The organism is Marinobacter salinexigens, assembly GCF_008370345.1.
Taxonomy (GTDB): Bacteria; Pseudomonadota; Gammaproteobacteria; order Pseudomonadales; family Oleiphilaceae; genus Marinobacter; species Marinobacter salinexigens.
In genome coordinates this window covers 310,390-329,652 of the sequence record NZ_VTUU01000003.1, presented here as the reverse complement: position 1 = coordinate 329,652, position 19,263 = coordinate 310,390, and the positions used below count along the sequence as shown (strand labels likewise).

The following is a 19,263-nucleotide window of genomic DNA, read 5'->3' as shown; positions in this document are numbered from 1 at the left end:
GTTTGTTTTTATCAGGAGTTTTTGAGGCTTTAGTACGCAGGGCGAGTCCTGCCCTGCGCTTTCCATGAAACAATTACATTGATCGTCTCACATGTCAACATATTAAAATCATGTTTCGCTGTGCGGACCTCAACACTAATTATGTTTCGATTTTATGAACCTTTCTTCCATTCCTCTTCCTGCAGCGCACGCCACATCAGCTTGCCGGTAGGCGATTTGGGCAGGGCCTCGACAAACTCCACGATGGCCGGCACCTTGTAAGCCGCCATCTGCTCTTTGCACCAGCTGGTGATGTCTGCTTCGGTGGTTTTCCCCTCCGCTTCAGGTGTCAGCACAATGCAAGCCTTTACGGTCTCGCCCCGTTTGGGGTCGGGGGAGGAAATAATGCACACCTCATGGATGGCAGGATGGCGATACATCAACCCCTCCACCTCCGATGGCCAGACTTTGAAGCCGGAGGCGTTGATCATCCGTTTGACCCGATCCACCATGAAGAAGTAGCCATCTTCGTCGTAGTAGGCGAGATCCCCGGTACGGAAGAAGCGTTTGCCGTCGATTTCGACAAAGGCCGCTTCGGTATCCGCAGGACGGTTCCAGTAACCGAGCGTGACCTGAGGACCGCAGGAGACAATTTCTCCGGTTTCACCCGGCCCTTTTTCCTCAAGGGTGTCGACATCAATAATCCGGCTGTCCACATCGAACACCGGAATACCCAGGCACTGGGCTTTTGGATGGGCTGTCGGGTTGATGTGAGTGGCCGCCATGGTCTCAGACAGACCATAACCTTCGATGTAATCGAGACCGGTCATCTTCTTCAGCTTTTCGGCGACAGCAACCGGCATGGCCGCACCGCCGCCGCCAATCATGGTAAGACTGCTCAGGTCGTAGTGACCGATATCCGGATTGGACAGGAAATCCACCGCCATGGTGACGATATTGGTCCAGCCCGTAACCTTGTACCGCTCAATCAGGGTCGCAGCGGTCGTCCGATCCCATCGCGTCATGATGACCGACGTGGAGCCACAGAGTATCGGGCCGTTCATTGAGCCCGTCATGCCCGTCACGTGGAAGAACGGGAGCGTGGCGAGCTGCACACTATCCTGGGTTGAAAGATTCCAGAACACACGATGCATGGCCGTGGCCATGACGGATCGGTGGGTATGCATACAACCTTTCGGGGCTCCGGTGGTTCCCGAGCTGTAGGGAATGACCGCAAGATCTTCCGGCCCGGCGGTATACCCGGAGGGTTTGAGGCCCTCTGCCATCGCGGCTTCCCAGGCAACAACGCCCGGCACCTCTTTGGACCAGGCTGGAGCGGCAACCTCCGCTGGCAGGGTCAGGTCCGTTTCCGGGTTGATGTAGGTGTTGTATGAGGCAACGATCACTTCCTCGAGATTGGTCTCGCCAACCAGGGGCGCAATAAACTCCACCAACTCCTGGCCCGCCAGACACACTGCCGCACCCGTGTCGGAGATGTAGTGTTCAAGCTCCGCAGCCCGGTTCATCGGGTTCACCGGAATGACCACCGCGTCCGCCCGCAGAATGGCGTAATAGGAAATAACGTACTGGGGCGAGTTCTGCATATACAGCAGTACCCGGTCCCCTTTTTTGACGCCTTTGGACTGCAGATAACCCGCCATACTCTCGACTTCCGCCTGCAGACGGCTGTAGGTAATGGGCGCGTCGTAGAAAATGATCGCGTTATGATCCGGGTAACGGAGGGCCGTGACGTCCAGATTGGCACACAGGCTGGTCTTCGGCAGGGTCATGGTCTTTGGCAACTCTTTGGGCCAGACCTTGTAATGGCGTGTAAACATCGTTGTTGTGCTCCCCAGGGTTCAATCAGTCAGCCGCAGGTGCGGACAAGTCAATTTCATGGGCGCCCCCTGGCAGGGGGTCTTCGTGTCGTAATGGAGTGATCGCAATGGCCTTATCCCGGAGTACCGTAACGTCCACATCCGGAGTCACAATATGTCGGGAACTGCGCTCAAACCCGAGCCACCAATAGGGCAGGCTGCGGGCATCCCGGCCGGACAAAAGCCGGGGGCGCTGGATAGAGCCTGTGGACTGACGACACCATCTGGCCGTCTGAATCTCACTGGCATCACAAGCCGGGAAATTCACATTCCAGGCGCGGGTTTCCCCGGGTTGATACAATTTGCGGATAATGGCCTCAGCATGGGTTTCCACCGGCGACCACTGAATTCCGTCCCGGGTCAGAAATGCCTGACTCAGGGCAATAGCGGGAATGTTCATGTGCTCGGCACTGAGTACCGCGCCGACGGTGCCTGAGTACTGCACCGAGTCGCTGATGTTGGCGCCACAGTTAACGCCAGACAGCACCAGATCCGGCGGTGTTTCACCAAACCACTCAGCCAGTGAATACAACACGCAGTCTGCGGGTGTACCGGAAACGGCGTAACGCTTGTCACCACTCTGATAAACCCGTAGTGGGCTGTGAATGGAAATACTCTGGCCGGCACCGCTGCGGTCATGTTCCGGTGCCACTACCCATACTTCTTCAGCCAGCCTCCGGGCAACCGTCTCCAGAACCGCCAAGCCTGGCGCGTTGATACCATCATCGTTGGTGATCAGGATGCGTTGAACCAATGGTCCCTGCATGTGTTTTTCTCCTCTCAGGGCCTGGAACCTTCACAGGCGATCTTCCATCCGGTTTCCGCCAGCACGCTTGCGCGCTTGCCAACTTCCAGGGCATTGGCATTGGCAGCATTGCCATCCAGCGCCCGTTTGTAGACGCCCTGCAATATGGCGGCTAACCGGAACAGGGAAAACGCCAGGAACACATGCCAGTCGTCTATGCCATCGCGACCGGTTTTTGCACAGTACCGGGCAATGGTTTCCTGCTCGTCGGGAATACCCAGCGCTTCCAGATCCTCACCACGAAGCCCGCGCATACCCTCCATGTCGGACGGCATGTGATAGGGAAGGCAGTAATAGGCCAGGTCGGCCAGCGGGTGCCCCAGTGTGGATAACTCCCAGTCCAGAATGGCAATCACCTTCGGGCTGTCAGGTGCCAGCATCAGGTTGCCGAACCGGTAATCCCCGTGCGCAATGGACATTTCATCCTTCGCCGGCAGATTTTCCGGCAACCACGCCATCAGCTTGTCCATCGCCGGCAGATCATCGGTCTTCGATGCCAGGTACTGCTTGCTCCAGCGAGAAACCTGTCGGGCCACATAGCCTTCCGGGCGGCCGTAATCGCCAAGGCCGATGGTATTCACATCCACAGAATGGAGGGCAGCCAGGGTGTCGATGGCCGATTGGTGGGCGGGCAGACGATCCTTGCGATCCAAAGCCCGCAACGCCGAATGGCTGACAATCCGGCCTTCCAGGAAATCCATGACATAAAACGGCGTACCAATGACCGACTCGTCTTCGCAGAGCACTCGAACATTCGGGACCGGGACATCCGTATGGTCCGCCAACGCCTTCATCACCTTGTATTCCCGCTCCACCATGTGAGCAGACGGCAATGTCTTTCCTGGTGGTTTTTTACGCAGAACGTATCGGCCGCCATCAGTTTCCAGCAAAAAAGTAGGGTTAGACTGACCACCCTGGAATTGCTTCACATCCAGGCGACTACCAATCTGCGGCAACCCCCTCTGAAGCCACTCCAGAAGGCGCGCCTCATCAAACTTGTGTGCTGGCAGGACGTCTACCAACTCTGGTGCTGTTGTCATAACTTCTATTGCCTTTGTTTCGGGGCAGCGGCAGGCGCAAGGGGTGCTCCTCCTCCGGGAAAAAGCAACTCGCTTCGCTCAGACATCTTTTTCCCTGCGGAGGAGCACCCCTTACACCTGCCTCGGCATTGCTCATCAGTTGACTGCTTTAACAGATGGTTTCGCCACCGTCAGCTACGATGACCTGGCCGGTGATGTAGGCACTGGCCTTGGTGGACAGAAAGACAGCCAGGCCAGCGATATCGACCGGATCGCCGATACGGCGGAGTGGGGTTTTATCCTCTGCACGCTTGATACGTACCGGATCTTCCCAGAGTGCCTTGGCGAAATCAGTTTTGATCAGGCCAGGGGCAATGCTGTTGATACGAATGCCTTTCGGGCCCCATTCAACGGCCAGATTACGGGCCAGTGCCGCTTCTGCAGCCTTGGAAACACCATAGGTTCCGATGGTGGTGTTGCCCCGGATACCGGCAATACTGGACAGCAACACAACAGCGCCTTCGCCTTTCTCCGCCATTTGCGGCAGGACCATGTTGGTCAGCCAGAAGGTGCCTTTGACGTTGGTATCCATGATCTTGTCCCAGGCCTCGTCGGTCATCTCGGCGGTGGTGCCGTAGACCGGATTAGTGGCGGCGTTGCACACCAGCACGTCAATCGTGCCCCAGGCTTCGTTGGTCTTGTCGACCAGCTTCTGAAGGTCTTCTTTCTTACCGACATGGCAGGGAATCGCCATGGCTTCGAAGCCCTGTTCTTTCAGTTCAGCAGCTACCTGCTCACAGGCTTCAGCCTTTCGGCTGGAAATCACGACCTTGGCGCCACACTTGGCCATTTCCTCAGCAATGGAGCGGCCGATACCTTTGGTGGAGCCAGTGATTACGGCGACCTTGCCGGTCATATCAAAAAGCGGGTTAGTCACGAGTTCGATCCTCATATTCAGTGCCTGGGGAACGAACGGGGAGGGCTCTGCCGGGACTGTGCAAAACATGGATGTTTTGCCCAAGCCTACAAGGACGTATTAACGGCGTGTCCCGGCAGAGCCCTCCCCGTTTGTTCATTCACCCGAAGTAACGGGCCGTATCAATCAGCGGTATTGACGAAGCTCCATTTTGGCAACGGCGTCCATGTGCACTTCGTCCGGGCCATCTGCCAAACGCAGAGTACGAACCTTCGCCCAGGCCGACGCCAGGAAGGTGTCCTGGCTGACACCAGCCCCACCATGAACCTGAATGGCACGGTCGATCACCTTCAGGGCCATGCTCGGCGCAATCACCTTGATCATCGCAATTTCCTGACGAGCCACCTTATTACCTACGGTGTCCATCATGTGTGCGGCTTTCAAAGTCATCAGACGGGCCTGTTCTATCTCAATACGGCTGCGGGCGATGTCCTTCCGGATGGAATCGAAGTTCGCCAGCGGCTTACCGAACGCTTCCCGCTCATTGGCACGCTTACACATCAGTTCAAGGGCACGTTCCGCCACGCCGATGGTGCGCATGCAATGGTGGATACGGCCCGGTCCGAGGCGTCCCTGGGCAATCTCGAACCCACGACCCTCGCCCAGCAGGATGTTGCTGGCCGGCACGCGGACGTTTTCGTAGTGAATCTCAGCATGGCCATGCGGGGCATGGTCGTAACCAAAGACAGTCAGCGGACGCACCATCTTCACACCCGGAGTGTCCAGCGGTACCAGAATCATCGACTGTTGCTGGTGCTTGGGCGCATCCGGGTCGGTTTTACCCATAACGATGGCGATCCTGGTCGTTGTCGTCATGGCGCCGGAGGACCACCATTTCTTCCCGTTAATCACATACTCATCGCCGTCGCGGCGAATCTGGCAGGCAATATTGGTGGCATCGGAAGAGGCAACGTCCGGCTCGGTCATGGAAAAGCAGGAACGAATCTCGCCGGCCAGCAGCGGCTCCAGCCACTGTTTTCTTTGCTCTTCATTACCGTAGCGGGCAATGGTTTCCATATTGCCGGTGTCCGGAGCCGAACAGTTGAACACTTCCGGCGCCATTTCAGAACGGCCCATGATTTCGCACAGGTGGGCATATTCAAAGTTGGTCAGCCCCGCGCCATAGTCGCTCTCCGGCAGAAACAGGTTCCACAAACCCTCTGCCTTGGCCTTGTCTTTCAGCTCTTCAATGATGGGAACAGGCGCCCAGCGGTTTTCTGCCTGGGAAACCTGCTCGTGGTGTTTGTGTTCGTTCGGATAGATGTATGCATCCATGAACTCGTTCAACTGAGCTTGCAGTTTCTTGGCTTTATCAGATAGCTCGAACATGTCCGCTTCCTCTTGTTTGTTATTGAGTCCGCAACCAGTCAATCCTGGCCGGCCAGTGTATGTTTTTCAGATCACTCAGATCGGAACACCCTCAGGACCTTCACTCCCGGAACGTATGCGGAAGGTGCCTTCAGCAATTGCCAGGAGATTGCCGTCCTGGTCATGAATCTCGCCGGTACTGTTGAAAATCCTCTTGCCCCCAGCCCTCTTTCGACCGGTTGCGCGGATTACCCCGCCACTGCACTGGCCCGTAAATGTCGTGGTCATGGTCAGAGTAAGCGCTTTGCGCCGGCGGCCCGGATAGGGGCAGTAGGTACCGGAATCCGCCATGACGATATCCATCAATGCGGTCAGTACGCCACCATGAATAACTCCGGCAAGGTTCAGGTGCTCAGGCCGGACCTCCAGCGCGATCACTGTCTCGCCTTCCGTCCAGGATTCATGGTGGTATCCCAACAGGTTGTGGAATCCTGTCAGGTCCTTTGCGCTGGTGATGTGACCCTGTTGTTCGCTCATCAGACTTTCATTCCCGGCAGGTTAAGAGATGCGGTATTACCACCGTCCACCGGTAACGCCTGGCCGGTGATGTAACTGGCGTCGTCACTGGCAAGAAACAGTATGGCGGCCGCGATTTCCTCGGGGTCCCCGTAGCGCCGAAGCTCGCAACGAGCTCCCAGCTTATGGGCCTTTTCATTGGCCCTGGCGTAATCGAACACGGCTTTGGTCATGCCGGTTTCAACCAGCCCGGGGCAGACGGCATTAACCCGGACGTTGTCTTTGCCGAGATCACAAGCTGCGGTCATGGTGAGATTGATCACACCTGCCTTCGAGGCGCTGTAGGCATTGCCGCCCGCCCCGGAACGAATACCGGCAACCGAGGCGGTGTTCACAATGGCTCCCAGCCCCCGGCTCTGCATGTGAGGCGCTACATGCTTGATCAGCAACATGGTGCCAATCAGGTTTACCGAAAGGATCTTGTCCCACTCACCGCGGTCGTTCCCGGTAACCGGCGGATGGCCACCGGTGATACTGGCAATGCCCGCGATATTGCAAAGCACGTCGATCCGGCCAAATGTATCTACAGTTTCCTGAACCAGAGACTGAACCTGTCCTTCATCAGCCACATCAACAACACGGCGCAGGTATCGACTGCCCTCGGGCATCATATTCTCAGTTTCAAGCAGACCAGCCTCGGAGGTATCCGCCATAACTACGTGCGCACCTTCCCGTGCCAGCCTCAGGGCTGTTGCACTGCCGATGCCGCTGCCAGCTCCGGTCACAATGGCAACCCGCTGATCAAAACGATCCATGCCGAAACTCCTCAACGTTCAGTTTTGTTTTTATACATACGGTTTTTCATTTTCTTTAATTTGTCACGCTCCCCGGTTTTGAGTCAATATAATTGAAAACTAATTTCACCAGACAAAACTCGAAATCAAACGAGGTAACAAAAATGACAAATAGCTTGAGTGAAATGCCTGTTTACGCCCCGGTAACCTCCGACGAAACCATGGAACCTATCGGACACAGGATCCAGCAATTCGCCAGCCTTCAGGGCAGCAAACCCGCCGTCATCAGTGAGAGCGGCACCCTGGACTGGCAGGATCTGCTGACCCGGGTCAACCAGATCGCAAACCGGCTGCGGGATGCCGGGCTAACGCGCGGAGACACCGTGGCCGCGCTGTCGGAGAACAGCGCAAACTACGTCGCCCTGTACCTTGGCACGCTGACGGCCGGTGGCTGCATGGTGCCGCTGTCTGGCATGGCCAGCGCCGAAGCCCTGGGCCTGATGCTGGCCGACTGCGGTGCACGCTTCCTGTTTGTATCTGCCAAAAACAGGGAATTGCTGTCCGAATTCCGCGACCAGACATCCCTGCCTGCAGACCGTATCATCGCCCTGGATGACGACGGAGCAGGTATCGGCTCATCCATCTCTGACTGGCTGGAGGGGGCGAGTTCAACCCCGAATCCCGCAGAAGTATCACTGGATGATCCGTTTAATATTATTTACAGCTCAGGCACCACTGGCACACCGAAAGGCATCCTGCACGATTACCGATTCCGCCAGCGCCAACTGGTACGCATGAGTCGTTTTGGTCTCGACGGTGACGCCATCAACCTGGTTTCCACGCCGCTCTATTCCAACACCACCCTTGTATCCGCACTGCCTACGCTGTTCTTTGGCGGCACTCTGGTGACTATGGCCAAGTTTGATGCGCGGCGTTTCCTGGAACTGTCAGAGCAATACCGTGTCACTCATGCAATGCTGGTTCCTGTGCAATACCAGCGCATTCTTTCGGACCCCGAGTTCGACCGCTTCGATCTCAGCAGCTACAAACTGAAACTCTGCACCAGTGCACCGCTGCGCACCGGTGTCATTGCCGATGCCATTGCCAGGTGGCCCGGCAGCGTCCGGGAAATCTATGGCCTCACCGAGGGCGGAATTTCAACCAGCCTCGACTGCAATACGTTCCCGGATAAATGGGACTCTGTGGGTGTACCTACCGAAGGTGCGGAAGTCCGCATCATTGATGAAAGCGGACGTGAAGTACCTCGGGGTGAGATCGGCGAAATTGTCGGTCGCGCCATATCCATGATGCGCGGCTATGTGAACCGCCCTGAACAAACCGAGGAAATGCTATGGACCAGCCCTGAAGGCGACGTGTTCTACCGGAGTGGCGACATGGGCCGGATGGATAACGATGGTTTCATTTATATCCTCGACCGGCGCAAAGACATGATCATTTCCGGTGGCTTCAACATCTACGCCGCAGACCTTGAGAAAGTCGTACTGAATCATCCCAAGGTAGCTGATGTCGCTGTCATCGGTGTACCCAGCGAACAATGGGGTGAAACCCCGCTCGGGCTGGTAGTAACGACACCGGAGTCCACGGCCACGGAATCCGAGATCCTGGAATGGGCGAATGAACGCCTTGGCAAAACCCAGCGCCTGTCGGGAATTGAATTTCGGGAGCAACTGCCCCGATCGACGATTGGCAAAATCCTCAAGCGGGAACTGCGCACGCCGTACTGGGAAGGCCAGGAGAGGTAAGACCAGATATCTATAATCGTGCTATTGCAATAACTGGATCTTGTGATAGATTCAGAAATTCGAGATTCACTGTGCAATTAATTGTTTCGCACAGTGAAACTTTAGCTTTTCAAAAGAGCTCTCGGAAGAGTTTTAAACAACCGGAACAACAATCATTACAACAACGAGTGAGGCACAGTCATGAAGCTCATCGCCAATCTACGAAAAACCCTGACCGTTTATGCGTCAGCTCTGACCCTGGGAACCGCCGCGGCACTGAGCGCAACACCCGCCGTTGCACAAGATACCTTCACCTGGAAGGTCCAGTCTCACTGGCCCGGCTCCAGCAGCTCCTACACTGACAGCCTTGAACGCATCAAGCGGGTTCTCGAAGAGCGCACCGATGGTCGCCTCAAGCTCCAGCTTTACGAAGCAGGCTCTCTGTTCAAAGCAAAGGAGACCTTTAACGCAGTGAGTCGCGGCATCCTGGAGATGGGCACCATTTCTCCGGCCTACGCTCAGGACAAAATTTCTCTCGCAGGTATCGCTTCTGGCCTGCCCTTCGCCTTCCGCAACGTTTGGGAAGCTGCATATTTCCACCAGAACCTGGGCTTCGAGCAGATGCTGCGTGACGAAGCGTCCAAATACGGCGTCTACTGGGCAACCGACAAGGTCTACCCGACCGAGATGGTGGTCAAGAAGCCGATCAACAACTGGGATGATTTCACCAGCCTGAAAATTCGCTCCTCCGGCGCGCTCCAGAAATTCCTGACTGAAGCCGGTGCTGCCGCTTCCTACATTCCGGGCAGCGAACTGTACTCCGCCCTGGACTCCGGTATTGTAGACGGCGCCCACTGGGGTGCCGCACAGGGTGCCTACAGCATGGGCCTCTACGAAGTTGCGAAATATCACGTTCAGCCAGCACTGAACATCGCCGGTACCGACGTTTTCATCGTCAGCCAGAAGGCACTCGACAAGCTTCCGGAAGACATGCAGAAAATCGTCAAGGATGCCCTGAACGAGCAATTCTGGATTCGTACCAATGAGTACCAGTACAAGGAGCGCATCACTCTGGCCAAGGCCATCGCCGAGCAGGGCGTTCAGGTGAACAAGCTTCCGGACGAGGTTCAGGACAATCTGGTGAAAACAGCCCAGACCATGTGGGACGCTGAAGGCGAGCGCAGCGAAGAGGCCAAGAAGGCTCTCGACATGCTCAAGTCCTACCTGTCTGATCTTGGCTACCTCTAAGCCTCACTGATTGAGTTGCAAGGGCCGGGGCCCTGAGCCCCGGCCTTTTTTATCCCCCTGAACCAACGTCCTCCTGGACACTGTTGATCGTACGGAGAGTGCCATGGGTGCGATGATTTCCGCCTTCATGAGAGGGGTTACCCGTCTCAATGATTTTATCGGGCGATGGATAGCCCTGCTCGTGTTTGCCATGTTCGCGTTTCTGTTGCTTGAGGTGGGCTTCCGCTATCTCCTCAATTCGCCGACGGTATGGACCAATGAGCTTACTCAGATGCTCTTTGGGATCTATGCCGTGATGTCCGGGGGCTACATCATGGCCCACCGGGGCCACGTGAACGTGGACCTGTTGCATTCCCATATGCCTCCCCGTAAGCGGGCGTTTACCGATATTTTAACCTCCGTGGTGTTCTTCATCTTTACCCTGGCACTACTGTGGTTCGGGATTGATATGGCGCGGGAGTCCATTTCCAGCTGGGAAACCTCCTACTCCGCCTGGAACCCACCAATCTGGCCCGTGAAGCTCGCCATTCCCGTTGGTACTGCGCTGCTGGTATTGCAGGGCCTGGTCAAACTTCTGGAGGACATCGCGGTTGCCTTCAATCTGGATTACTACACCCCTGATGAGAACGAATCTGAAGGAGAGCAGCTGTGAGCATTGAAGTCCTGACCCTGCTGTTCTTCGGCACTCTGCTGTTTTTCCTGCTATTGGGCCTGCCGCTGGCATTTGTGCTGGGCGGTGTGTCTGTTGTCTTCCTGTATTTCACCTGGGGCTTCGACTCCTTCTACATGGTGGCCTCCCAGATCTGGGGCACCATGGGCAGCTTTACACTGGTGGCTATTCCGCTGTTCGTCTTTATGGCGATGGTGCTGGAACGCACGGGCGTGGCCAAAGACCTGTATCGGATGATGCATCTTTGGTGCGGCGGACTGAAAGGCGGACTCGCCCTGGGCACCCTGGGTATCTGTGCCGTGTTTGCAGCCATGGTGGGTATCAGTGGCGCTGCGGTTGTGGCCATGGGCACCATTGCTCTGCCCTCTATGCTTGAGCGTGGTTACGACAAGAACATGGCTCTCGGCGTTATAAATACCGGTGGTGGCTGGGGCATCCTGATCCCTCCCAGCATCCTGATGATCCTCTACGCGCTGATCACCGGCGTATCCGTAGGCAAGATGTTTGCGGCAGGGATAATGCCGGGCATACTGCTCATGGTACTGACGGCTATCTATATACTGGTTCGCGCCCATCTGCAGCCGGAACTGGCCCCGGCATTGCCAAAGGAAGAGCGTGGCACCTGGCCGGAAAAGTTCCGGGCACTGCGTGCAGTACTGCTGCCGATTGGTGTGGTTGTGATGGTACTGGGTTCCATTATTGGCGGCATTACCACCCCAACTGAGGCTGCCGCCATGGGTGTGCTCGGCTCGTTGATCTCTGCGGCGGTTTATCGCCAGTTCAAATGGAGCATTCTGCAGGAAGCCGCCATCCGCACCTTCAAACTCACCGGTATGATCCTGTGGATTCTGTTTGCCGCTCACGCGTTCAGTGCAGCGTATCAGAGCATGGGTGCGCAGGAGTTGATTGAAGGTCTGATGTCCATGATTCCAGGTGGTCCCTGGGGCATCATCATCGCGATGATGGTGATTGTGTTCCTGCTGGCCATGGTGCTGGATCCGGTGGGTATCATGCTGATTACCCTGCCAGTGTTCATGCCCATCGTCGAATCCCTGGGCTTCGATCCGATCTGGTTCGGCATCCTGTTCGTGATCAACATGGAAATCGGCTATATGACGCCGCCCTTCGGCTTCAACCTGTTCTACCTGAAGGGCGTGGTGCCATCGTGGATCACCATGAAGGATATCTACAAGTCGATCATTCCATTCGTCATCGTGGAAATCGTCGGCATCATCCTGATCATGATCTTCCCGGAAATCGCCACCTGGCTACCCAACCTGTTCTTCTGACCGAGAAACACAAAGGGCCCGTCACTGACGGGCCCTTTGTGTTTTCGTGCTTTCCTGCAACCGTATCGGTCAGGCCGTCAGGTTGTAGATAAAGACAATGATGACTGCCACCGGCGTTACAAACCGGATCAGGTTGTGCCAAAGAGCAAAGCCAGCACCTTCGAGATTGAGATCCCGCATCAGCGATTCTTTGGCCACAAACCAGCCCACAAAGATCGCCGTCAACAGGCCTGACAGCGGCAGCAGCACGTTGGCGGTGAAGAAGTCCAGCAGATCAAAAATCGTTTTGCCTTCAAAACGCGCAAACATATCCAGCGGTGTAACGTCTGACCACAGGTTTAGCGACAGGATAGAGGCAATACCCAGCGCCCAGCACAGAACACCCACCAGAATTGCACTGCTGGAGCGGGCCAGAGAGGTTTTCTCCTCCACCCATTCCACAACCGGTTCAAGCAGTGAAATACCGGAGGTCCAGGCTGCAAACAGCAGCAGCACGAAGAACAGGGTGCCGAACAGACCGCCCATGGGCATGTTACCGAACGCCAGCGGCAGCGTCTGGAAAATCAGGCCAGGGCCCGCACCGGCTTCCAGCCCGTTGGCGAACACCACCGGGAAAATTGCCAATCCAGCCATCAGGGCCACCACGGTATCCATCAGGGCCACACTGACAGCCGTCCGGGCGATGGAAACGTCCCGGCCAAGGTAGGAACCGTACGCCATCATGATGGCCATACCCAGGCTCAGGGTGAAGAACGCATGACCCAGGGCGATCAGGACACCGTTTATGGTCAGTGCACCGAAATTCGGTGTAAACAGGAAATCTACGGCCTCGCCAAAGTGTCCCGTGGTCGTCGCATAACCCACAGCCACAATCAGCAACAGGAACAGAGCAGGCATGAGGATGGTCGCAGCACGCTCCAGACCACCTTTGAGGCCACGGGACACCACCAGAATGACCAGTGCCATAAATACCGTGTGCCAGATCAGCAACTGACCCGGGCTAGCCAACAAGCCACCGAACAGATCACCAATCGACTCGGCGGTACCGCCGGTAAAATCGCCCTGGGCAGCATGACCGATATAGGACGCAGCCCAACCGCCAATCACTGAGTAGAACGACAGAATAGCGAATGCGGCAATCATGCCGACGATGGCTGAGATCCGCCACATGGGCGAACGCAGATTGCGCTCGGCAACCAGTCGCATGCTGGTAATCGGGTTATGACGACCATTACGGCCAACGAAAACTTCGGCCATCATGATGGGAATACCAAGTACGGCGATACACACCAGATACACGATTACGAAGGCACCGCCACCATTCTCACCAGTGACGTAGGGGAACTTCCAGATATTACCAAGGCCGACGGCAGAACCGGTGGCAGCGAGAATGAAGGCCAGTCGCGAAGACCAGAGGCCACGAGCCGCTCCGTTGTTCGAAGCCGGGGTGGGGTTGTTCATGATGTTTTCCTGTGCTTTTGGCTAGGGAATACGAAAATCGTTGTATACCGGATGTTCAATCCGGCAATTGGGGCGGGATTCTGCCAGCACTCACAGGCTGATGCCAGTGCCGGAGTGCCCTGAAAATGCAGCTCCGGCAGGCGCTGTGATTTAACCGTCAGTTTTTACTGATAAAACGGGAAACAAGATCTTTCAGGCCACGGGACATGGAACTCAGCTCGTCACTGCTGCGCTTCGCTGAATCCGCCTGCTGATCACTGAAATCCGCCAGCTCGGCAATGTTGACGATCTGGCCGTTGATCTCCTCGGAGACCTGGCTCTGTTCCTCGAATGCTGCCGACATACTGATGAAGCTGTCGGAGATGGTGCCGATAGAGGTGACAATATCACGCAGGGAATTCTCGGCTTCCCGCACCTTCTCCAGACCCTGACCCGCAACCGCTTCACCATCCCGGGTAGCCTGCACAGCGGAATCTACCTGAGTCCGGAAATCATCGATCACTTCCTGGATCTTCACCGTTGATTCCCGGGTCCTGGCTGCCAGAGAGCGGACCTCATCGGCCACGACGGCAAATCCCCGGCCCTGTTCACCCGCGCGAGCCGCCTCGATAGCAGCGTTTAACGCCAGAAGATTGGTCTGGTCAGCAATTTCTGAAATCAGACTGGCTGCATCACCAATACTGTTGGTGGACTCGCCCAGCTTGCCGATGGTGTCGCCAATTCCATTCACCCGGGTCACCAGGGCTTCTATCGCATCCAGCGCTTCGGAACTGCGGTCACTGCCCACACCCGCCAGACGATTCGCTTCTTCCGCGGCCCGCGCATTGCCGGTCACCGACTCAGTGACCTCCTGAATGGAGGCCGTCATTTCGGTGATTGCTGACGCAGTCTGTTCGGTTTCCGCCCGTTGCCGTGCTATGGCGTCCGCACCATCCCGAATGTAGCCGTGGGACGCCCGGGCATGCTCATAGAGCAGTTCGGCCTGATCTTCTATGCGTGCAAGCACGGTGCGAATCCGCGCCTCTTCACTCATCAGCACCATCGACAGGCGTCCGAACAACCCGATCTCATCACTGTAAGTACGCGACACCACTGCATCCTGGAACGCATCCGGCCGCAGGGCAAGCAGTCGTTTGAGACGACCGGTAATGGAGCCGAGCACCAACCCGATACCCAGCAAATGGCCAATCACAATCAGACCTGCTGAAAGCCATGGCTGATTCAGGCTCAGGGCACCAAGACTCAGCACCAGGGAAACCAGGAAGGGCCAGCCCGAAGCAAACATGGACCTGAGCCTTCCAGCACCACTCATGGCGGATTTTCCGGCCGAGATACGGGCGTACAGCTTCTCTGCCCGGGCCACCTGTGCCCGCGTCGGAGCCACGCGCACGGATTCGTAACCCACCATTTTTCCTCCGTCGAGGATCGGGGTTACATAGGCACTCACCCAATAGAAGTCGCCGTTCTTGGCTCGGTTCTTGACCACCCCCATCCATGATTTTCCGGCTTTGAGATAGTCCCACATACCCTTGAATACCGGCTGTGGCATATCAGGATGGCGGATGATGTTGTGCGCCTGGCCGACAAGTTCGTCCCGGGAGAAGCCGCTGATTTCTACAAATTCGTCGTTGCAGTAGGTGATTACGCCCTTAAGATCGGTGGTTGTGATCAACCGCCCACCGTCCTTCATCATCACTTCTCGTTGGGTTACCGGGAGATTTGTACGCATTCGCCTGCCTGTTCTCTATGTCAGCGGTGCTCGAGGGAGCTGGAAAGAGTCGCAAGGGTATACTCAAACGAACACATTTGATATTCGTCAAAAGTTACCCTGCGTAAGCAAACTTAACGGCCAGGCCGGCAAAAACCTTAGTCCGTGTTACTACTTATCAGGCATTTACCAGGCGGGCACGAGAACGGAAGCGGGCATTGACCCAAAGCGAGAAGGCAATCACAGCACCACCAACCGCGAGGCGGACCAGATCTGCATCACGATTCCAGATCAGCAGGTTAACCAGCAACCCGGCAGGGACCAGGGCATTGTTCATGATGGCCAGGGTACCCGCATCTACACGACAGGCTCCCCGATTCCACAGGAACATACCCAGACCGGACGCCGCTAATCCAAGCCAGACGAGAATGCCCCACTGCAGCCCGGTTGCAGGCAATTTGTCGGGATTACCGAACACCAGGAATGAGGGCAGGGCGATGACCAGTGCGCCAAAGAAGAAAAAGCCGAAGGTGCGGTACGCAGGAAGCTCCAGCGTGTAGTGCTGCATCACATGCTTGTACCCTACCTGGCCTGCAGCAAAGGTAAAGTTGGCCACCTGCAGTAACAGGAAGCCGGTAATGAAGTCTTCGCTGAGCCCGTCATAGCGGATAATACCCGCGCCCACCGTGGCGATCGCGGCGGCGACCAGCGCTATGGGAGAGAAGCGGCGGAACAGGGCATCATCCAGCAACGTAACGTACAGGGGCGTGAAGATGGTGAAGAGCAGGACTTCGGGCACAGTGAGATAACTGAACGAGCGGTACAGGCACAGGTAGGTAATCCCGAACTGCAGCATACCGGTCGCCATGATTCCCAGCTTCATACCGGAGGGTACGCCTCGCCAGCGGGTAAACGGCAGGAATACGAGGGCGCCAAGCAATACGCGGCTGAGGACCGCAAAATCGCTGTCTACCCGGCCGGCAAGAAACTCGCCGATCAGGCTGAATGAAAATGCCCAGAGGACCGTGACAAAAATCAGTAAACCCATCGCTTCACTACCTGTTCTGATCAAGGCGCGTACTGTAACGGTTTTGCCTCACAGTGTCAGCGGGCAGGGAAATCCCCGATGCGGAGCCGGGCCCTGATCGAGTACTATTTCGCTCCCGCAATCAGGTCTTACAAATGCAAAGGACACTACCTGGATTATGGATGAAACCCATCAGCCACTGCCGGAAGCCCGCCAACCTCTGATACCCCGGACCCTTTCTGAATGGCGCACCCTTTCCATACTGGGTGGCCCCATTCTGATTGCGCAGATCGCACAGATGGCCAATGGCGTGATTGATACCATCATGGCCGGACACGCCAGTGCCGAAGACCTGGCCGCCGTGGGTATTGGCGGTAGCCTGTGGATGCCACTGTTCCTGTTCTTCGTGGGCACCCTCAGTGCATTACAGCCAATTATTTCCGGTTTTAACGGCGCCCGTACGGTCGAAAAGGTTATGCCCACGACCTGGCAGGGGCTGTACCTCGCGGCAGCCGGTACGGTGTTGATGATCCTTCTGCTGACCAATGTCCACCCGGTCCTGGCCAGGCTTGAACTGGAACCCAACACTGCCCGCATTACCCAGGGCTATCTCGATGCTTTTTGCTGGGGCGTGCCAGCTCTGTTATTGATAACAGCCCTGAGAGGGCTTACTGATGGCCTGGGCCACACCCGGGTAATCATGGCCTTCTCTGTTTTGAGCACCCTGATAAACCTGCCCCTGAACTACATCTTCATCTACGGCAAGCTCGGACTTCCCGCCATGGGAGGTATTGGCTGTGGCTGGGCAACGGCCCTGTCCAACAGCGTTGCAGCCATCGCGCTGCTGATTTACCTCAACAGAAGCCCGGTCTACCGCAGCTTCCACCTGCTTGCTGACTGGGCCAAGCCGGACAAGACAGGCCTTGCCTACATTCTGAAAATAGGCATCCCCATCGGCTTCACAATCTTCGTGGAAGCCAGTATGTTTGCCGTCATCGCACTATTTATCGCTCCACTTGGACCGGTCGTTGTAGCCGGCCATCAGATTGCATTGAACGTGGTTTCCCTGCTGTTCATGCTGCCTCTGAGTATCGGCATGGCGCTGACCCTGAGAATCAGTTTCCTGATGGGGGCTGGAGCACCGGATACCGCACGCCTGATTTCCCGCAGCTCCCTGATACTGGCAGCAACCACGGCGCTGGTGTTCGCAACGTCACTCTGGTTGTTTACCGACAGTATCGCAGCGCTCTACACTGCGGATCCGGATGTTCGGGCGGTGAGTGTCCGTCTGCTGGCCTTCGCCGCTCTGTTCCAGATTGCCGATGTTATCCAGGTCACCTGCATCAGCGCCCTTCGAGGCTATAAAGATACACGCATCCCCATGTTTATAATGCTGTTCTCGTTCTGGGGACTGGGCCTGCCACTGGGCTATGCGCTGACGTTTACCAACGCCATAACCGAAGCCATGGGAGCCGCAGGCTTCTGGGTAGGGCTCACGGTCGGGTTGGTTTCCGCGAGTACGCTTCTGGGGTGGCGGCTTTTCCGGTTCGCACCTTCCACCCAGGCACATCCGCCCAGGCCCATCACTGATACCTGATGTCTCACCAGGTCCTCAGGCAGAAAATCTGCCTTTCATAGCCATCTGGAGTACCGGGGCTTTTCAGGGTTAAACTGGGCTATTGAACAATAAGCAGTAATCAGGACCCCTGAATTGGATAATCTTATACGGATCGCACCCGGAGCCCTGGAACTGGGCCGCCCGCTGCCCTGGAATGTCTATGACGCGGACGGCAACGTTCTGCTGCGCCAGGGCTATGTGATCCAGACCGACACACAACTGGAACAACTGTTCGAGCGGGGCCGCTTCAAACCCCGGAAAATCGAACGGCCTGACGAGGAAGTGTTCGAGGACAGCCGGAAACGAAACCCGTTCTCCGACTATCCCGACTTGCTGCAGGCGCTGGAGGCAACCCTGGCGGCCATCACCAACGTCGATCCATCAGCACAAAAACGGCTGCTGGGCCTGGGCCGGATGGTCGAGCGGATGTGCGATGAAGCCCCGGACGCCAGCCTTGCCCTAGTGCATCTCTACTCCATCGGCCCGACAAGCCTGGAACAAACCCTCTTCTACGCCATTCTCAGCCATTTCATCGCCCGCCAGTTCGGGCTCGAAGAAAAACGTGCCAGTGTCCTGACAGCCGCTGCCCTGACAGCCAATCTGGCGCTAATCCCGGTTGCTGATCAGCTAAACGCTTCCAACAAGGTACTCACCGACGAACAGCGACAGGTCATCCGAAAACACCCTGAACGCAGTATCCAGGCCCTGAAGGCCGCCGGCATCAGCAACAACCTGTTGCTGACCATCATTGCCCAGCACCATGAGCAGGCCGATGGCAGCGGCTATCCCAAGGGACTCAGTGGTACGGAAATCCGCCCGGAGGCGGAAATTCTGGCACTCTCGGAACGGTATGTTGCGATGATAACCAAGCGGGCTTACCGGCACCGGATGAACGTGACCGATGCCCGAAAACTCATTGCCAACCTTGCTGATGGCAGCTTCCGCCCCGCCATTCCCAAAGCCCTGTTACATGTTCTGGGGGACTATCCGCCCGGGATTCTTGTACGCCTCGACAATAATGAAGTGGGTGTGGTGACAGCACGCCCTGTGCGAGCCCGTGGCCCGTTCGTTAAAGCTATATTCGGGCCCAGGGGTAACCGCTACAGCGGAACGTTTGAGCGGGACACCAGCCTGCTGGAATACAACATCCGGGCTCTGGAAGAGCCCGAAATCATGCCTTCCATGGATTTCAGCCTGATCTGGGGCTTTGGCTCCTGATCTGACTG

At 56.6% G+C, this 19,263-nt stretch carries 16 protein-coding genes; 6 read left to right on the top strand and 10 right to left on the bottom strand.

Translation table 11 applies throughout. The annotated features are described in order from the left end of the window. Nucleotides 1–152: 152 nt before the first annotated feature. From FWJ25_RS08780 to FWJ25_RS08750, 7 genes are all read right to left on the bottom strand, one after another. Nucleotides 153–1,817 carry a long-chain fatty acid--CoA ligase gene (locus FWJ25_RS08780; RefSeq protein ID WP_149599889.1) on the bottom strand — a complete coding sequence of 555 codons (1,665 nt, stop codon included), beginning with the start codon at nucleotides 1,815–1,817 and terminating at the stop codon, nucleotides 153–155. A gap of 25 nt (nucleotides 1,818–1,842) precedes the next feature. Then, on the bottom strand, nucleotides 1,843–2,622 hold the full coding sequence (surE, locus tag FWJ25_RS08775) for a 5'/3'-nucleotidase SurE (RefSeq protein ID WP_149599888.1): 780 nt from the start codon (nucleotides 2,620–2,622) through the stop codon (nucleotides 1,843–1,845). Nucleotides 2,623–2,636: 14 nt separating this feature from the next. Next, nucleotides 2,637–3,701, bottom strand: coding sequence for a phosphotransferase (locus tag FWJ25_RS08770; RefSeq protein ID WP_149599887.1), 1,065 nt, complete (start codon nucleotides 3,699–3,701; stop codon nucleotides 2,637–2,639). 148 nt (nucleotides 3,702–3,849) lie between these two features. Further along, nucleotides 3,850–4,617, bottom strand: a complete 768-nt coding sequence (locus tag FWJ25_RS08765) for an SDR family NAD(P)-dependent oxidoreductase (RefSeq protein ID WP_149599886.1) — start codon at nucleotides 4,615–4,617, stop codon at nucleotides 3,850–3,852. Nucleotides 4,618–4,782: 165 nt separating this feature from the next. Next, nucleotides 4,783–5,985, bottom strand: coding sequence for an acyl-CoA dehydrogenase (locus FWJ25_RS08760; protein WP_149599885.1), 1,203 nt, complete (start codon nucleotides 5,983–5,985; stop codon nucleotides 4,783–4,785). Nucleotides 5,986–6,060: 75 nt separating this feature from the next. Continuing rightward, nucleotides 6,061–6,501 (bottom strand): PaaI family thioesterase, encoded by a 441-nt coding sequence (locus tag FWJ25_RS08755; protein ID WP_149599884.1) that lies wholly within the window; start codon nucleotides 6,499–6,501, stop codon nucleotides 6,061–6,063. Continuing rightward, nucleotides 6,501–7,295 carry an SDR family NAD(P)-dependent oxidoreductase gene (locus tag FWJ25_RS08750; protein ID WP_149599883.1) on the bottom strand — a complete coding sequence of 265 codons (795 nt, stop codon included), beginning with the start codon at nucleotides 7,293–7,295 and terminating at the stop codon, nucleotides 6,501–6,503. The genes FWJ25_RS08755 and FWJ25_RS08750 overlap by 1 nt, the downstream gene beginning before the upstream one ends. Before the next feature lie 143 nt (nucleotides 7,296–7,438). On the opposite strand from FWJ25_RS08750, the gene FWJ25_RS08745 reads away from it, so the two are divergent. The 4 genes from FWJ25_RS08745 to FWJ25_RS08730 all read left to right on the top strand — a co-directional run bounded on the left by FWJ25_RS08745 (nucleotide 7,439) and on the right by FWJ25_RS08730 (nucleotide 12,223). Then, the gene (locus FWJ25_RS08745) at nucleotides 7,439–9,037 is read left to right on the top strand and encodes a class I adenylate-forming enzyme family protein (protein WP_149599882.1); all 1,599 of its coding nucleotides are present in this window, start codon (nucleotides 7,439–7,441) and stop codon (nucleotides 9,035–9,037) included. 180 nt (nucleotides 9,038–9,217) lie between these two features. After that, complete coding sequence (gene dctP / locus FWJ25_RS08740) at nucleotides 9,218–10,264, top strand: TRAP transporter substrate-binding protein DctP (RefSeq protein WP_149599881.1); 1,047 nt, start codon at nucleotides 9,218–9,220, stop codon at nucleotides 10,262–10,264. A gap of 103 nt (nucleotides 10,265–10,367) precedes the next feature. Next, nucleotides 10,368–10,916 carry a TRAP transporter small permease subunit gene (locus FWJ25_RS08735; protein WP_149599880.1) on the top strand — a complete coding sequence of 183 codons (549 nt, stop codon included), beginning with the start codon at nucleotides 10,368–10,370 and terminating at the stop codon, nucleotides 10,914–10,916. Beyond that, on the top strand, nucleotides 10,913–12,223 hold the full coding sequence (locus FWJ25_RS08730) for a TRAP transporter large permease (protein WP_149599879.1): 1,311 nt from the start codon (nucleotides 10,913–10,915) through the stop codon (nucleotides 12,221–12,223). Before FWJ25_RS08735 ends, FWJ25_RS08730 begins: the two co-directional genes overlap by 4 nt. Before the next feature lie 69 nt (nucleotides 12,224–12,292). Here the strand turns inward: FWJ25_RS08730 and FWJ25_RS08725 are convergent, their stop codons facing one another. The 3 genes from FWJ25_RS08725 to FWJ25_RS08715 form a co-directional block, all read right to left on the bottom strand. Continuing rightward, entirely contained in the window at nucleotides 12,293–13,684 is a 1,392-nt protein-coding gene (locus FWJ25_RS08725; RefSeq protein WP_149599878.1) for a sodium-dependent transporter, read from the bottom strand. A 157-nt stretch (nucleotides 13,685–13,841) separates the two neighbouring features. Next, entirely contained in the window at nucleotides 13,842–15,413 is a 1,572-nt protein-coding gene (locus FWJ25_RS08720; protein WP_149599877.1) for a methyl-accepting chemotaxis protein, read from the bottom strand. Between the two features lie 157 nt (nucleotides 15,414–15,570). Beyond that, nucleotides 15,571–16,440, bottom strand: coding sequence for a carboxylate/amino acid/amine transporter (locus FWJ25_RS08715; protein ID WP_149599876.1), 870 nt, complete (start codon nucleotides 16,438–16,440; stop codon nucleotides 15,571–15,573). Between the two features lie 157 nt (nucleotides 16,441–16,597). On the opposite strand from FWJ25_RS08715, the gene FWJ25_RS08710 reads away from it, so the two are divergent. Together FWJ25_RS08710 and FWJ25_RS08705 are read left to right on the top strand one after the other, a co-directional pair. Then, nucleotides 16,598–18,016, top strand: coding sequence for an MATE family efflux transporter (locus FWJ25_RS08710; protein ID WP_149599875.1), 1,419 nt, complete (start codon nucleotides 16,598–16,600; stop codon nucleotides 18,014–18,016). Nucleotides 18,017–18,130: 114 nt separating this feature from the next. Then, a complete protein-coding gene (locus FWJ25_RS08705) occupies nucleotides 18,131–19,255 on the top strand; it encodes an HD-GYP domain-containing protein (RefSeq protein ID WP_149599874.1) in 1,125 nt (374 codons plus the stop codon). Nucleotides 19,256–19,263: the final 8 nt, after the last annotated feature.

Coding starts and splice junctions, on each gene's coding strand:
- FWJ25_RS08780 (WP_149599889.1), bottom strand. CDS start 1,817: ATGTTTACACGCCATTACAAGGTCTGGCCCAAAGAGTTGCCAAAGACC.
- surE (WP_149599888.1), bottom strand. CDS start 2,622: ATGCAGGGACCATTGGTTCAACGCATCCTGATCACCAACGATGATGGT.
- FWJ25_RS08770 (WP_149599887.1), bottom strand. CDS start 3,701: ATGACAACAGCACCAGAGTTGGTAGACGTCCTGCCAGCACACAAGTTT.
- FWJ25_RS08760 (WP_149599885.1), bottom strand. CDS start 5,985: ATGTTCGAGCTATCTGATAAAGCCAAGAAACTGCAAGCTCAGTTGAAC.
- FWJ25_RS08755 (WP_149599884.1), bottom strand. CDS start 6,501: ATGAGCGAACAACAGGGTCACATCACCAGCGCAAAGGACCTGACAGGA.
- FWJ25_RS08750 (WP_149599883.1), bottom strand. CDS start 7,295: ATGGATCGTTTTGATCAGCGGGTTGCCATTGTGACCGGAGCTGGCAGC.
- FWJ25_RS08745 (WP_149599882.1), top strand. CDS start 7,439: ATGACAAATAGCTTGAGTGAAATGCCTGTTTACGCCCCGGTAACCTCC.
- dctP (WP_149599881.1), top strand. CDS start 9,218: ATGAAGCTCATCGCCAATCTACGAAAAACCCTGACCGTTTATGCGTCA.
- FWJ25_RS08735 (WP_149599880.1), top strand. CDS start 10,368: ATGGGTGCGATGATTTCCGCCTTCATGAGAGGGGTTACCCGTCTCAAT.
- FWJ25_RS08725 (WP_149599878.1), bottom strand. CDS start 13,684: ATGAACAACCCCACCCCGGCTTCGAACAACGGAGCGGCTCGTGGCCTC.
- FWJ25_RS08720 (WP_149599877.1), bottom strand. CDS start 15,413: ATGCGTACAAATCTCCCGGTAACCCAACGAGAAGTGATGATGAAGGAC.
- FWJ25_RS08715 (WP_149599876.1), bottom strand. CDS start 16,440: ATGGGTTTACTGATTTTTGTCACGGTCCTCTGGGCATTTTCATTCAGC.
- FWJ25_RS08710 (WP_149599875.1), top strand. CDS start 16,598: ATGGATGAAACCCATCAGCCACTGCCGGAAGCCCGCCAACCTCTGATA.